The sequence below is a fragment of the Citrobacter sp. Cu096 genome (genome assembly GCF_030332285.1).
In the GTDB taxonomy this organism is placed as follows: domain Bacteria; phylum Pseudomonadota; class Gammaproteobacteria; order Enterobacterales; family Enterobacteriaceae; genus Citrobacter; species Citrobacter meridianamericanus.
Window position 1 is genome coordinate 865,623 of record NZ_JAOWID010000030.1, and the last position, 14,762, is coordinate 880,384.

General features: G+C 52.1%; 15 protein-coding genes. 6 read left to right on the top strand and 9 right to left on the bottom strand.

The annotated features are described in order from the left end of the window. Nucleotides 1-174: 174 nt before the first annotated feature. The 4 genes from OGX99_RS18515 to manX form a co-directional block, all read right to left on the bottom strand. Complete coding sequence (locus OGX99_RS18515; protein WP_187252292.1) at nt 175-633, bottom strand: DUF986 family protein; 459 nt, start codon at nt 631-633, stop codon at nt 175-177. A 60-nt stretch (nt 634-693) separates the two neighbouring features. Continuing rightward, on the bottom strand, nt 694-1,545 hold the full coding sequence (locus tag OGX99_RS18520) for a PTS mannose transporter subunit IID (protein ID WP_151219461.1): 852 nt from the start codon (nt 1,543-1,545) through the stop codon (nt 694-696). A gap of 12 nt (nt 1,546-1,557) precedes the next feature. Next, nucleotides 1,558-2,358, bottom strand: coding sequence for a PTS mannose transporter subunit IIC (manY, locus tag OGX99_RS18525; RefSeq protein WP_151219460.1), 801 nt, complete (start codon nt 2,356-2,358; stop codon nt 1,558-1,560). A 61-nt stretch (nt 2,359-2,419) separates the two neighbouring features. Continuing rightward, on the bottom strand, nt 2,420-3,385 hold the full coding sequence (gene manX, locus OGX99_RS18530) for a PTS mannose transporter subunit IIAB (protein ID WP_187252293.1): 966 nt from the start codon (nt 3,383-3,385) through the stop codon (nt 2,420-2,422). Nucleotides 3,386-3,698: 313 nt separating this feature from the next. On the opposite strand from manX, the gene OGX99_RS23920 reads away from it, so the two are divergent. Both OGX99_RS23920 and yoaE read left to right on the top strand, forming a co-directional pair. Next, nucleotides 3,699-3,857, top strand: a complete 159-nt coding sequence (locus tag OGX99_RS23920; RefSeq protein ID WP_373276864.1) for a protein YoaL — start codon at nt 3,699-3,701, stop codon at nt 3,855-3,857. After that, entirely contained in the window at nt 3,845-5,404 is a 1,560-nt protein-coding gene (yoaE, locus tag OGX99_RS18535) for a CNNM family cation transport protein YoaE (RefSeq protein WP_252837670.1), read from the top strand. Before OGX99_RS23920 ends, yoaE begins: the two co-directional genes overlap by 13 nt. 6 nt (nt 5,405-5,410) lie before the next feature. On the opposite strand, the gene pdeD is transcribed toward yoaE, so the two are convergent. The 4 genes from pdeD to pabB all read right to left on the bottom strand — a co-directional run bounded on the left by pdeD (nt 5,411) and on the right by pabB (nt 10,634). Continuing rightward, nucleotides 5,411-7,012, bottom strand: coding sequence for a cyclic di-3',5'-guanosine monophosphate phosphodiesterase PdeD (gene pdeD, locus OGX99_RS18540; protein ID WP_252837669.1), 1,602 nt, complete (start codon nt 7,010-7,012; stop codon nt 5,411-5,413). 130 nt (nt 7,013-7,142) lie between these two features. Further along, a complete protein-coding gene (sdaA, locus tag OGX99_RS18545) occupies nt 7,143-8,507 on the bottom strand; it encodes an L-serine ammonia-lyase (protein ID WP_003833765.1) in 1,365 nt (454 codons plus the stop codon). A 183-nt stretch (nt 8,508-8,690) separates the two neighbouring features. Beyond that, a complete protein-coding gene (locus tag OGX99_RS18550) occupies nt 8,691-9,269 on the bottom strand; it encodes a CoA pyrophosphatase (RefSeq protein ID WP_005122183.1) in 579 nt (192 codons plus the stop codon). 3 nt (nt 9,270-9,272) lie between these two features. Further along, nucleotides 9,273-10,634, bottom strand: a complete 1,362-nt coding sequence (gene pabB, locus OGX99_RS18555) for an aminodeoxychorismate synthase component 1 (protein WP_187252294.1) — start codon at nt 10,632-10,634, stop codon at nt 9,273-9,275. Between the two features lie 83 nt (nt 10,635-10,717). Here pabB and OGX99_RS18560 point away from each other — a divergent pair, with 83 nt between their 5' ends. Then, nucleotides 10,718-10,897 carry a YoaH family protein gene (locus OGX99_RS18560; protein WP_003020986.1) on the top strand — a complete coding sequence of 60 codons (180 nt, stop codon included), beginning with the start codon at nt 10,718-10,720 and terminating at the stop codon, nt 10,895-10,897. Between the two features lie 6 nt (nt 10,898-10,903). On the opposite strand, the gene OGX99_RS18565 is transcribed toward OGX99_RS18560, so the two are convergent. Then, nucleotides 10,904-11,248 (bottom strand): RidA family protein, encoded by a 345-nt coding sequence (locus OGX99_RS18565; RefSeq protein WP_151219456.1) that lies wholly within the window; start codon nt 11,246-11,248, stop codon nt 10,904-10,906. 141 nt (nt 11,249-11,389) lie between these two features. On the opposite strand from OGX99_RS18565, the gene yoaA reads away from it, so the two are divergent. The 3 genes from yoaA to OGX99_RS18580 all read left to right on the top strand — a co-directional run bounded on the left by yoaA (nt 11,390) and on the right by OGX99_RS18580 (nt 14,733). Beyond that, complete coding sequence (yoaA, locus tag OGX99_RS18570; RefSeq protein WP_151219455.1) at nt 11,390-13,300, top strand: DNA repair helicase YoaA; 1,911 nt, start codon at nt 11,390-11,392, stop codon at nt 13,298-13,300. A 58-nt stretch (nt 13,301-13,358) separates the two neighbouring features. Next, nucleotides 13,359-14,054 carry a tRNA (adenosine(37)-N6)-threonylcarbamoyltransferase complex dimerization subunit type 1 TsaB gene (gene tsaB, locus OGX99_RS18575; RefSeq protein ID WP_040232337.1) on the top strand — a complete coding sequence of 232 codons (696 nt, stop codon included), beginning with the start codon at nt 13,359-13,361 and terminating at the stop codon, nt 14,052-14,054. A gap of 94 nt (nt 14,055-14,148) precedes the next feature. Continuing rightward, nucleotides 14,149-14,733 (top strand): Slp family lipoprotein, encoded by a 585-nt coding sequence (locus tag OGX99_RS18580; RefSeq protein WP_151219453.1) that lies wholly within the window; start codon nt 14,149-14,151, stop codon nt 14,731-14,733. Nucleotides 14,734-14,762: the final 29 nt, after the last annotated feature.

The following is a 14,762-nucleotide window of genomic DNA, read 5'->3' on the forward strand; positions in this document are numbered from 1 at the left end:
TAAAACAAGAAATGCAGAAATAATATTTTGACTCTAATTGAAAACGATTTTCATTTAGATTTATTTATAGATAAAACGTTAAAATTAATAACATTACTGATGATGAAATATAGCCTTAGCTATGTTTGTTTTTGCATTGATATATAAAAACATAGTTCAGGCTATATTCATAAATCATTGATTTGAAATTAAAAGTTTATATATGTTTTCGAGATCGTCTATATTTCGTACGCGAATCAGTAATCTTCGATGTTCTAATTGCATCACCAGTACACCGTCTTCAGATAAATTCATTTCTTTAATGCGATTATATTCAATCCAGACATTGGCGAAGAAAAAGCCTTTTTGCTTAAAGATGATTTTTGGCGTACGGATCCAGAACAGATACAACCCCATCAATATCAGTGCGCATAATAACCATGTGGTAAATTGCGCGCCGTGGCTGGTGATGTTGTTATAGATAAGAATAGCTACCAAGCCAAGGAAGATAACGCCGTCGACTCTGCTGCGAGGAAGCAGGACGACAGTAAGCAGAGTGGGGCCATTGCGTCGGGGCATGATGAACTGATCGTAAATGGCATACGCCAGCAGCGACAAGATAAAAAGAACCAGCACCAGGTCCGTGATAGTCATGAATCCTCAACCCTCTAAATAGAAAAACCGGGGGCAAGCCCCCGGTGATGTACAACAGTCTTACAGGCCGAGCAGGCCGACAGCGTAGCCCGCGATACCGATGACGAAGAAGCCAATGATGATCCACAGCGGGTTCACTTTCTTACGCAGCAGCCACATACAGGCGAACGTCAGCAGCAACGGAACCAGGCCCGGCATCAGCTGGTCAAGGATTGTCTGCACGGTGGTGACGCGAGTCTGGCCATCCTGACCGGTGATAGTGGAAACCACCAGCGGGATGTTGACGTGCGTCCATTTGTTAACCAATGCCCCCATGACAAACAGGCCGAGAATTGACGCCCCCTCAGTCAGTTTCTGCAGGAAGCCGCCGCCCATATCTTTAACGATATCGACACCTTTACGGTAGCCGTACGCCACTCCGTAATAAAGGGTCGCGAGACGTACCAGGTTAAACAGAACAAAGAAGAGCAATGGTCCAAGCAGGCTGCCGCTCATCGCGATACCTGCGCCGAGCGCGGCGAAGACCGGACGTACGGTACCCCAGAAGATCGGGTCACCCACGCCTGCCAGCGGCCCCATCAGACCAACTTTGATACCGTTGATAGCACCATCGTCAATCTCTGCACCGTTTGCACGCTGCTCCTCCATCGCCAACGTTACGCCCAGTACCGGGGCCGCTACGTACGGATGGGTGTTAAAGAATTCCAGATGACGCTTAATAGCTTGCTTTCGCGCGTCGTTGTTTTCCGGGTACAAACGGCGGATCGCCGGTATCATGGAGAAACAAAAACCCAGCGCCTGCATACGTTCGAAGTTCCATGAACCCTGAAACAGGTTAGAACGAAGGAACACGCCACGAATATCACTCTGGGTGAGTTTTTTCTCGGTGGTAGTTTTAGTCATATCAACCATTTCGCTCACCTGTTAGTCCAGTTCGTTATCGAGATCGTTATTGCCAGCTGCTTGCGCAGGTGCACCGGCTACGCGGTTATATTTCGGGCTCAACTGAATGTAGAGGATGGCCATTACTGCGCCAATCACACCCAGAGCAACCAGGTTGAAGTTAGTAAATGCCGCGGTGACGAAGCCGAGGTAGAAGAACGGCATCAGGTAGCCTGCGCGCATCATGTTGATGACCATTGCATAACCAACCACTACGATCATACCGCCTGCGATGTTCAGACCACCGGTAACAACTTCCGGAATGGCGTTCAACATGCCCTGAACTTCACTGGTACCGACGGAGATAGCCACGATTACCGCAGGGATTGCAACGCGCATTGCCTGAAGGAACAGGGAGGAGACGTGTATCCAGGATAGCGCCGTCAGGTTGCCGCTTTCGGCCGCCTTATCCGCCGCGTGCTGGAACGCTACGGTGATGGTACGAACGATAATGGTCAGAACCTGGCCTGCTGCTGCCAGAGGAATAGCCAGTGCGATACCCGCACCAATGCTTTGATGACCCGCGATGACCAGAACGGTAGAGATAATTGAGGCCAGTGCGGCATCAGGTGCAACCGCAGCACCGATGTTCATCCAGCCCAGGGCGATCATTTCCAGGGTACCACCGATGATAATACCGGTTTTCATATCCCCGAGAACGGCACCAATCAGCGTACAGGCCACCAACGGACGGTGGAACTGAAATTCATCGAGTACCGACTCCATACCCGCGATACATGCGACGATGAACACCAGCACAATCTGAAGAGTGGTAATCTCCATTGTACTTCTCCTATTGCTTATACAGACTTAAGTGTGAGAGCTAAAGATTCAACCAGAGCGTTTATTTTTCCGCTTTGGCAATCAGATCCATCATTTTCAGTTTCTGATCGGTGGAGACCTTACGGGCTTCCAGCTCAATACCACGCGCGTTTAATTTTTTAAACGCTTCGATATCTTTTTCATCAACAGAAATAGCGTTGTTTACCTGGGTTTTACCCTGATGGAAAGCCATACCACCAATGTTAACGGAGGTAATTTTCACGCCACCTTCAACGATACGTTCTACGTCGGTCGGGTTGGTGAACAACAACATCACACGCTCGCCTGCATATTTGGGGTTGTTGTAGACGCGGATCATTTTTGCGACATCAACCACATGTGCTGTTACACCCGGAGGTGCTACCTGAGTCAGCAGCGTTTTACGCACGGTATCGGCAGCAACTTCATCACTGACGACGATAATGCGTGTAACGTTGGTTTCTTTGGTCCAGCGCGTTGCCACCTGACCATGGATTAAGCGGTCATCAATACGCGCCAGGCCGATCTGCATATAATCGTTCGGGCCCATCGGTTTGGCGGGCGCTGCTGCTTTTGGCGCTGCGACCGGAGCAGGAGCGGCTTTTTCCACCGGTTTTGCTTTCAACGCTTTCACGCCTTCGCTACCGGTTTCAACGGCCAGTGCCACTAATTCATCGAAGCTGGGGTTGTCATCACGCGCCATGAAGGTCTCAACCAGCATGGGAATGTTCACACCGGCGATGACTTCGTAATGCTCTTTATCGACGACAATGCGGCTCGCAGCGTTGAACGGGCTGCCTCCCCATGTGTCAACGAGAAACAGCACGCCTTTACTGGTATCGAGTTTTGCCAACTGAGCGTTGTACTTTTCGATCAGCGTTTCAGCATTTTCGCCTGGAACGAAATCGATCCAGCCGACGTTTTCCTGCTCGCCTAACAGCATTTCTGCTGTTTTAAGTAACTGCTCTGCAGCCCAACCATGTGTGCCTATAACAATAGCAATGGTCACTTGCTACCTCCTTTATTATCGTTAACACATCAACGTGAAGATGTATTTGAATCGTCGTCCGCAATCGAATCGATTCAGATAAGGGTTACAAAGAAAAGCTTATGATTTTCGTGAATTATTTTAGATATCGAAAAAAATATTTTATGTGATGAAGATCCGTAATTTAACTTCCGATGAAAAGAAATTTCGAAGGGCAAAATATCTCCGAAACAACTTATTGCAAAGGAAGGTAAATCTTTGCTAAAAACCGATTGTCTCTGTTATGTTTAGCATCTGTTTAATTACTCAGGAGTATAGGGCAGTAGCCCACCATATGGATCGTCACCGACGTCATTTCACCATCAGGCCGCGTTGCGCCTGTCAAATTGGCACTTTTTGCCACAAATTTTCTCTGCATATCGCTTTAACGCCTGAGATTCTCAGCGCGCAGTTTGGTCATTCCTTAAGCAGGAGCTTGTCATGGAATTATTAATGGACCCGCAGATTTGGGTGGGTTTGCTCACGCTTGTCGTTCTCGAAATTGTTCTGGGTATTGATAACCTGGTCTTCATTGCGATCCTGGCTGATAAGCTGCCGCCAAAACAGCGAGATAAAGCGCGATTAATCGGTCTGTCACTGGCGCTGATTATGCGTTTGGGCTTGTTGTCCGTCATTTCGTGGATGGTGACGCTAACTAAGCCGCTGTTCACGGTAATGGACTATGCGTTCTCGGGGCGCGATCTGATTATGCTGCTGGGGGGTATATTCCTCTTGTTCAAGGCTACGACAGAGCTGCATGAGCGGCTGGAAAACCGTGAACATGATACTGGCCAGACAAAAGGATATGCGAGTTTTTGGGTTGTTGTAACGCAGATTGTCATCCTCGATGCGGTGTTCTCGCTGGATGCCGTAATTACGGCGGTCGGTATGGTCAACCATCTGCCAGTGATGATGGCGGCGGTAGTGATTGCTATGGCCGTGATGCTGCTCGCTTCCAAGCCGCTGACACGATTTGTGAACCAACACCCGACGGTGGTGGTGCTGTGTCTGAGCTTCCTGTTAATGATCGGTCTGAGTCTGGTTGCCGAAGGGTTTGGCTTCCATATTCCGAAAGGCTATCTGTATGCGGCGATTGGCTTCTCAATCATCATTGAGCTGTTTAACCAGATTGCCCGTCGTAACTTTATTCGCCACCAGTCGGCGCTGCCGCTGCGCGCGCGCACTGCCGATGCAATCCTGCGTCTGATGGGCGGTAAACGTCAGGCCAGCGCACAGATGGAATCCGACAATCCGATGCCGGTTCCCGTACCGGAAGGCGCATTTGTGGAAGAAGAACGCTATATGATCAACGGCGTCCTTTCTTTGGCGTCGCGTTCATTACGCGGCATTATGACCCCGCGTGGCGAAATTAGCTGGGTTGATGCAGACCTGAGCGTGGCGGAAATTCGCGAGCAGTTGCTCTCTTCACCACACAGTCTGTTCCCGGTATGTCGTGGCGAACTGGATGAAATCATCGGGATCGTGCGTGCTAAAGAGCTGCTGGTGGCGCTGGAAGACGGTGTAGATGTGGCGGCCATTGCCTCTGCATCCCCGGCTATCGTCGTCCCGGAAACGCTGGACCCGATTAATTTGTTAGGCGTTCTGCGTCGCGCCCGCGGTAGTTTCGTCATCGTTACTAACGAGTTTGGCGTCGTGCAGGGTCTGGTGACGCCGCTGGACGTATTAGAAGCAATCGCCGGTGAATTCCCGGATGCCGATGAAACGCCTGAAATTATTGCTGATGCAGACGGTTGGTTGGTGAAAGGGGGAACCGATCTGCATGCGTTGCAACAGGCGCTGGACGTGGATACGTTAGTGAATGAAGATGAAGACATTGCCACGGTGGCAGGTTTAGTCATTGCGGCTAACGGTCATATTCCACGCGTAGGTGATGTTATCGAGGTTGCACCGTTGAGCATCACGATTGTCGAAGCGAATGACTATCGTGTGGATTTAGTTCGCATTGTTAAAGAACAACCCGTTCACGACGAAGACGAGTAATCGGGTTTAGCGAAACGGCATGACGGGCATACTGTGTCGCCCGTTATGCCGGGTGGGCGGCGGCGTGCTGCCCGCCAGCCATTCAGGAAAATCGCGCAGCGGCATTGGCTTTGCATACAAAAAACCTTGCAATAAATGTACGCCATGTCGGCGTAAATGCTGCGCCTGGACCTGTGTTTCAACGCCTTCCGCTACCAGTTCGATATTCAGTTTTTTCCCCAACGCGATAATGATGTCTGTGACGGTTGAGTTCACGGCGTCTGTTCCGATTGCCGAAGTAAATGATTTATCAATCTTCAGCACATCCGGCCGAAGTTTTTCCAGCCAGGAGAGCGAGCTGTTGCCGGTGCCAAAATCATCAATCGCCAGTTTTACGCCAAGCCGATTTAACTCACGCACGATCCGATAATCCACATCAAGTAACGCATCGCGTTCGGTAAGTTCGATAACTAACTGTTGGATAGGGTGTTGGCTGAACCAATACTGGTTGAGATCTTTTAGCAGCATACCGTGACGAAAATGGCTGGCGGCGACATTAATCCCAACATGAAACTGGCTGCTCATCGGGAAGACGTGCCGCTGCTGAATGGTTTCTGCGATGACATGACGGGTCAATGGCACAATCAGATTGTGCTCTTCAGCGATGGGAATGAATACTTCGGGAGCAATCCAACCCTGGCGCGGGTTATTCCAGCGTAAAAGGATTTCCACTCCCGTACATTGCTGGGTTTGGGCATTAAGTAGTGGTTGGCAAAACAGCTCGAATTCGCGTGCGGCAAGGGCCAGATTTATCTCCCTGGAGAAGCTCATTCTGCTGGCAGTCGCCAGCCATGCCAGATACCCCACTAATAAACTCAGGATCACCGCCAGCGGCAGTTGTGTTGGCAGATGCTTGATAGCCAGTTCGCTGACGCCCGGACCAGTGATGCTGATGGTATAAGGGAAATGTTGCGATGAGAGCTGGTAGCGTTTTTCATTATTCAATTCAGGGAGCGTATCAACAACACCTTGTCCATAGAGCAAATGGCGATTACCGACGGTTAAGCTGGCATTAGTAATGTACGGCGGTTGAGGTTCAAGCAGCATGGACGACAATAAATCAATATTCACGATTTCCAGCACACCATCTTCGCCATCGGCAGATGAGGGATACCACTGCGTCAGAATCGGGCTGCCCTTAATCAACGAATGGTCGGTAGTAAGCAGCAGTTGTGGCTCCCGGCTGGGTAATTCAGGCTCCAGTTGACGAACTGGCACATTGCGATAACCAAAAATGCTGGAGCAATAGAGGATCCCGCGTTGAATCAGATTAATAGAACGCACTGTCTGTAGTCTGGCGGCGTGCTTACTCAGGGGTAAACGCGCTACTGAGCAGGGAAGTCCAATCAACGGCAGCAGCACATCGCGTCCGGCCTGTAAGGGTAAAAGCACGTCATCCAATTCTTCAACGGCGTGGTTGGCAAAGGTAAGGATATTGCGATGATTTAAATTACGCTCCGAAATAAATCGGACAGCTAATGTAAGGATGAGCGTCAGTAGTGCACAAACAGTGCAGACGATTAAGCGATTCCGGCGATAGTTTTTAATGATCCGTTGTGCTGTTTGCATGCGGGCTGCCCGATAAGCCGTTGGTCACAGAAGCCAACAGCAACAGAGCAAGTGTAGTGGGGAAAATTACAGTAGACGAGGGTGAGGGGCTAAATTCGCCCATCCGTCGCAGATGGGCGAAAATTAAGTATTAGTCACATTGGACTTTGATTGCCAGACCACCGCGTGATGTTTCGCGGTATTTGGCGTTCATGTCTTTACCTGTTTCGTACATAGTTTCAATGACTTTATCCAGCGAGACGCGCGGCGCGCTGGTGCGGCGCATTGCCATACGCGCAGCGTTGATCGCCTTCACGGAAGCAATGGCGTTACGTTCAATGCACGGAACCTGTACCTGACCGGCAACTGGATCACAGGTTAAGCCGAGATTATGCTCCATGCCGATTTCGGCAGCTACACAGACCTGCTCAGGGCTTGCGCCTAACAGTTCAGCCAGACCCGCGGCAGCCATGGAGCAGGCTACGCCAACTTCCCCCTGGCAACCCACTTCAGCACCGGATATTGACGCATTCATTTTGTACAACGCGCCAATCGCGCCGGCAGCCAGGAAATAACGGGTATAGATATCCGGGCTGACGGACTCGATGAAATGATCGTAATAGGCCAGTACTGCAGGCACGATACCGCAAGCACCGTTGGTTGGTGCAGTTACAACGCGACCACCTGCGGCGTTTTCTTCGTTAACTGCCAACGCGAACATGTTCACCCAGTCGATCACGTTCATCGGATCGTTGGAGAGCTTATCGCTGGAAACCAGCATACGACGCAGGGCGGAAGCACGGCGTGGAACGCGCAGCGGACCCGGCAGCACGCCTTCAGTGTTCATGCCGCGATCAATACAAGCCTGCATGGTCTGCCAGACGTGGCCAAAGTACTCTTCAATCTCTTTTTTACTGTGCAGCGCGAGTTCGTTCTGCATCGCCATGCCAGAGAGAGACAGGCCGGTGCTGTTGCAGTATTCCAGCATTTCAGTAGCGGATTTGAACGGATAAGGCACGCTGACCTCGCCCGCGGCATCCTGACCAAAATGTTCTTCATCAACGATGAATCCACCGCCGATTGAGTAGTAAGTTTTGCTGTAAATGACGGTTTCGCCATTGTAAGCATGGATCTGCATCCCGTTTTCATGCAGCGGCAGGTTGCCGTTGTGAAAACGCATCCCGTCATTCTGCGGGAAATCCACTTCGTGCTGACCCTGCGCAAGCAGCAGGCGTCCACGAGTTTCTACGTCGCGGATAAATCCGGGGATGCTGTCAATATCCACGGTAGCAGGCTCATTGCCCGCCAGACCCATAATAATGGCGATATCGGTGTGGTGACCTTTACCCGTGAGCGACAGTGAACCATACACGTCGACGGCGACACGAGTAACGCTGTCCAGTAATCCTTTTTCGACCAGGTCATCGACGAACTGTTTACCCGCCTTCATAGGCCCTACGGTATGGGAAGATGAGGGACCAATCCCCACCTTAAACATGTCGAATAGACTAATCACGATAATACTCCTACAGGGCGACTGGGGTTTCCAGTAACGATGTTATAACTGCGCATAGTGTAAGAGGGAACGCGGCGATCGGCTTAACTATTCACATGAATTAAACTAATAGATAACCGCGGTTTTGCTAATGTTGCGACCTGAATTTCAAGTTGTCCATGGAGTGCGTAAAGATAAGTATAGTCATGGCTTGACGCCAATTTGCAGCGCCAGCTCACGAATTATTCCGGCGGTCATTCCCCAGACAAAATATTGTTCATACCAGGAAAGCCAAACACGATGTGAATCGCCGCGACGGTAGATATCCAACGGGTGATAACGTCCTAAATGCAGGGCCTGCGCCAGCGGCATTTCGAACACCGCAGACACTTCATCCTCACTGGCGCGATACGGTAAATTTGGCGGGATAATACCTACCACTGGCGTGACCTGGAATCCGGTAACGCTGTCGACCGGTGGCAGCACGCCAATCACCTCAACGCAAGAAGGTGGGATCGCCACTTCTTCCTGCGCTTCACGAAGGGCGGCGGCAATCAATGAGGCATCGCTACTATCCACCGCACCGCCGGGAAAGGCGACTTGTCCGGCGTGCTTGCGCAGGTGAACGGATCGCTGGGTTAACAGTAATCCCGGCTGTGCACGACGCACGACAGGGATCAGTACGGCAGCCTGGCGCTGGTTTAACGCGGCATGATTGACCTGCGGGCGCAGGAGTTGGAAGCGCGATAAAAAGTCATCAAGCGTCAGGCTGCTGTATTCCACGTCTCAGTTCTCCAGTTGGTGCAAAATACGATTCACTTTATCAAACGTTTCCTGATACTCCGCGTCTTCCTGACTGTCTGCCACAATACCACCGCCTGCGGAGCAATAAATTTTTCCGTTTGTGGCCGTCAGCGTGCGAATGGTGATACTGGTATCCATATTGCCGCAAAAGCTCAGATAACCAATGCTGCCGCACCAGGCGTTGCGTCTTTGCGGCTCCAGTTCGTCGATAATTTCCATCGCCCGCACTTTCGGCGCGCCGGTGATGGAGCCGCCAGGGAAGGCGGCGCGAAGCAGGTCGGTGGCATGCAATGACTCTGGCAAGCGCGCGGTAATAGTGCTGACCAGATGATGAACGGCAGGGAAAGGTTCGACCACAAACAGCTGCGGAACCTGTACCGAACCCGGTGTGGCAACGCGACCAATATCGTTACGCATCAAATCAACGATCATCAGGTTTTCCGCGCGATCTTTCGGTGAATTTGCCAGTCGCTGGGCCTGCTCACGATCGGCGTTGATATCTTCAAGCCTTGGCAGCGTACCTTTAATCGGACGCGTCTGGATGTGCTGGTTTTCCAACAGAATAAACCGTTCGGGTGAAAGGCTGAGGATTGCGCCTTCCTCAAGACGAATAAACGCGCTAAACGGGGCGCGGTTGGCGTGATTGAGTTTGACGAATGCCTGCCACTCATCGCCCTGATAATGCGCCTGAAACCGCTGGGCAAGGTTGACTTGATAACAGTCGCCGCTGTGAAGGTATCCCTGCACCTGGCGGAATTTCTCGCCGTACTGAGCGCGGCTCATATTGGACTGCCATGCCGAGGTCAATGTAAATGACTCGCTGGTTGGCGGTTGTTGTGCATCGAGCCATTTCAGCCGCGCATCGACATCGGTATGGCTAAGCAGAGACACAGTCTGCAACTGATGATCGACAATCAGTGCCCAGTCGTAAATGCCTATCGCCATATCCGGCAGCGCAATATCACATTCGGCAATAGAGGGCAGTGATTCAAAGCGTCGGCCAAGATCGTAGCCAAACAGACCTAACGCCCCGCCCTGAAACGGCAGGTCCGGGTGATAATCTGGATGAATCTTGCGTGCGTTGAGCACGGAGTGTAATACCGTCATCGGATCATCATGCGTGCGCACGAAGGTGCGACCGTCCCGCACAACGGTCTCCTCAGCCAGCGTAACCAACGTAGCGATGGGATCCGCCACCAGAATATCAAAGCGGTTATGTGGATGGTCGGCATGACCAGAATGCAACAGCATCGCCCAGGGCAGATGGCTTAAGGTCGAAAAATAGCGTTCAGCGGCGTCCTGACGCCAGGGTAATGTGATTATTGCGGGAGATAACGTCTTCATCAGTCCTGACTCGTTGCTACTCTACTGGCTAACTGCCCGGTAGCATGAAATAATAAGCGCAGACAATTTAGCAGGAGTTAACAATGTTTGCAGGTTTACCTTCACTCAGTCATGAGCAGCAGCAAAAAGCAGTAGAGCGCATTCAGGAACTGATGTCGCAAGGGATGAGCAGCGGACAAGCTATTGCTCTGGTCGCTGAAGAGTTACGCGCCAGTCACACCGGTGAACGGATCGTGGCGCGTTTTGAAGATGAAGATGAGTAACGCCGCTTATACCGCAGCGATAATCTTGATCTCAACTTTGTATTTCGGGTTCATTAACCCGGCCTGAACGGTACAACGTACCGGCGCGTGACCCGCAACAACCCACGCGTCCCAGGCTTTGTTCATGGCAGCAAAATCACTTTTGTCTGCCAGGAATAGGGTGGCATCAAGGATACGTGACTTGTCGCTGCCCTGTTTTTCCAGCACCGCATCAATTTGCGTCAGCGTATTTGCCGTTTGCTCAAAAGCGTCTGCATCCAGATTCTCCGGCACGCCAGTGTAATACAGCGTGTTGTTGTGGATAACCACGTCGGACCAACGCGCTTCGGCATCAATGCGCACAATCGTCATAAATCATTCCTCATTTACGTTTTTTCATAATGGCTTTGGGTTGCGCCAAGACTGCCATAATGTTGTGCCCACGTCACCTCTTCAACTGGCGAAAGACCCGCTGGCCTGACATAATCCCTGTTCAAATGAACAGGGGGCAGTGTGACGGACGATTTTGCAGCAGACGGTCAGTTAGCTAAAGCGATACCAGGTTTTAAACCGCGTGAACCACAGCGGCAGATGGCCTTCGCCGTCAGTCATGCTATCGAAAAATCACAGCCGCTGGTTGTTGAAGCCGGAACCGGAACGGGTAAAACCTATGCCTATCTTGCCCCTGCACTACGCGCCGGAAAGAAGGTGATTGTCTCCACAGGCTCGAAAGCGTTGCAGGATCAGCTATACAGCCGCGATTTACCCACCGTGGCAAAAGCCCTGGCGTTCACCGGAAAACTGGCGTTGCTGAAAGGGCGTTCAAACTATCTGTGCCTTGAGCGTCTCGAACAACAGGCGCTGGCAGGCGGTGATCTGCCGGTACAAACCTTAAGTGACGTCATTTTGCTACGCTCGTGGTCAAATCAAACCCTTGATGGCGACATCAGCACCTGCGTCAGCGTGGCGGAAGATTCTCAGGCCTGGCCGCTGGTGACCAGCACAAACGATAATTGCCTTGGTAGCGACTGTCCGCTATATAAAGAGTGCTTTGTCGTTAAAGCGCGCAAGAAGGCGATGGAAGCGGATGTCGTTGTGGTGAACCATCATCTGTTTCTCGCTGATATGGTGGTGAAAGAGAGTGGGTTTGGCGAACTGATCCCGGAAGCAGAGGTGATGATCTTCGATGAAGCGCACCAGTTACCGGATATCGCCAGTCAGTACTTTGGTCAGTCGCTTTCCAGTCGCCAACTGCTGGATCTGGCAAAAGACATCACCATTGCCTATCGCACCGAGCTGAAAGACACTCAGCAGTTGCAAAAATGCGCCGACCGGCTGGCGCAAAGCGCTCAGGACTTCCGCTTGCAGTTGGGCGAACCGGGCTATCGCGGAAACCTGCGGGAACTGCTGGCCGACCAGCGCGTGCAGCGCGCATTTCTGTTGCTCGATGACACGCTTGAGCTGTGTTATGACGTGGCGAAACTGTCTCTCGGACGTTCGGCCTTGCTGGATGCCGCGTTTGAACGTGCCACGCTTTACCGTGCTCGGCTGAAGCGTCTGAAAGAGATCAACCAGCCAGGTTTTAGCTACTGGTATGAATGTACCTCCCGTCATTTCACTCTCGCGCTGACGCCGCTCACGGTGGCGGATAAATTCAAAGAAGTGATGGAGCAAAAACCAGGGTGCTGGATTTTTACCTCCGCGACGCTGTCGGTAAACGATGATCTCCATCATTTCACCGCGCGGCTGGGTATTAACGATGCCGAGTCGATGCTGTTGCCGAGTCCTTTTGATTATACCCGCCAGGCGCTGCTGTGTGTGCCGCGTAATCTCCCGCAAACTAACCAGCCGGGGGCTGCGCGGCAGTTGGCGTCCATGCTGCGTCCCATTATCGAGGCGAACAACGGTCGCTGTTTTATGCTGTGTACTTCACACGCGATGATGCGCGATCTGGCGGAACAATTCCGCGCCACCATGACGCTTCCCGTGTTGCTGCAGGGGGAAACCAGTAAAGGGCAACTGTTACAGCAGTTTGTCAGCGCAGGTAATGCGTTACTGGTTGCCACCAGCAGCTTCTGGGAAGGGGTAGACGTGCGTGGCGATACGCTGTCGCTGGTGATTATCGATAAACTGCCGTTCACCTCACCGGATGACCCGCTGTTAAAGGCGCGAATGGAAGACTGCCGATTACGCGGTGGCGATCCGTTTGAAGACGTTCAGTTGCCGGATGCGGTCATCACCCTGAAACAGGGCGTGGGGCGTCTGATTCGTGATGCTGACGATCGCGGTGTACTGGTGATTTGCGACAATCGTCTGGTGATGCGGCCTTACGGTGCCACTTTCCTGGCGAGCCTTCCGCCTGCACCGCGTACACGTGATATTGCTCGCGCTGTTCGCTTTCTTGCCGTACCAACGACTGAGTAATTTGTTACGGAGTGTGGTAAGATGCGCGCCAAATTTATTGATTTGATCACAAACACTCATGCGAATTCTGGCTATCGATACCGCCACAGAGGCGTGCTCTGTTGCCCTGTGGAATGACGGTACTATCAAGGCTCATTTCGAGCTTTGCCCACGAGAACACACCCAACGAATTTTACCGATGGTCGAGGAAATCCTGGCCGCTGGCGATCTCACGTTAACCGACATCGACGCCCTGGCGTTTGGTCGCGGTCCCGGTAGTTTCACCGGCGTCCGTATTGGGATTGGCATTGCTCAGGGGCTGGCGTTAGGCGCGAATTTACCGATGATCGGCGTCTCCACTCTTGCGACAATGGCGCAGGGAGCCTGGCGTAAATCGGGAGCTACCCGCGTACTGGCCGCGATCGACGCGCGAATGGGCGAAGTCTACTGGGCGGAATACCAGCGTGATGAGAACGGTAACTGGCACGGTGAAGAAACCGAAGCGGTGTTAACCCCTGAGCAGGTACATGAGCGTTTATTGCAGTTGTCTGGCGAGTGGGTAACGGTCGGAACGGGCTGGCCTGCCTGGCCTGAACTCGGTAAAGACAGTGGTCTGACACTCAGCGACGGTGACGTATTGCTTCCTGCGGCTGAAGATATGCTGCCTGTCGCCACGCAAATGCTGGCTGCCGGTAAGACCGTGGCGGTTGAACATGCTGAACCGGTTTATTTACGTAACACCGTGGCGTGGAAGAAACTTCCCGGTAAAGAATGAATCTTAGTAGTACATCCCCGGTTAATTTTCATCGACGTCAGTGCACAGCATTGTGAACAGGCCGGGGCAGAAGCTAAGAAAAGGGAGTCGTAATATGGCGGTGCAAAAGCAGTTATTGAAAGGTGTGTTGGCGGGCGCGTTAGCGTTAATGCTAAGCGGCTGCGTCACCATCCCGGACGCGATTAAAGGTTCGAGTCCTACGCCGCAGCAGGATCTGGTGCGGGTGATGAATGCGCCGCAGCTGTATGTCGGACAGGAAGCGCGTTTCGGCGGTAAAGTGGTCAATATTCTGAACCAGCAGGGGAAATCCCGTCTGGAAATTGCCACGGTTCCTCTTGATAGCGGGGCGCGCCCAGTGCTGGGTGAAGCCTCACGCGGGCGGATTTATGCTGATGTAAATGGCTTTCTCGACCCGGTGGATTTCCGCGGGCAACTGGTCACCGTCGTGGGGCCGATTAGCGGCACAGTGGACGGAAAAATCGGCAATACCCCGTATAAATTCATGCTGATGCAGGTAACTGGCTATAAACGCTGGCATATTACTCAGCAAATTGTGATGCCGCCTCAGCCGATCGACCCGTGGTTCTACGGTGCGCGTGGCTGGCCTTACGGTGGCTATGGCGGATGGGGATGGTACAATCCCGGTCCGGCACAGGTTCAGACCATAGTAACTGAGTAACTCTTTGTTTTATTAGTAAAAGAAACAGC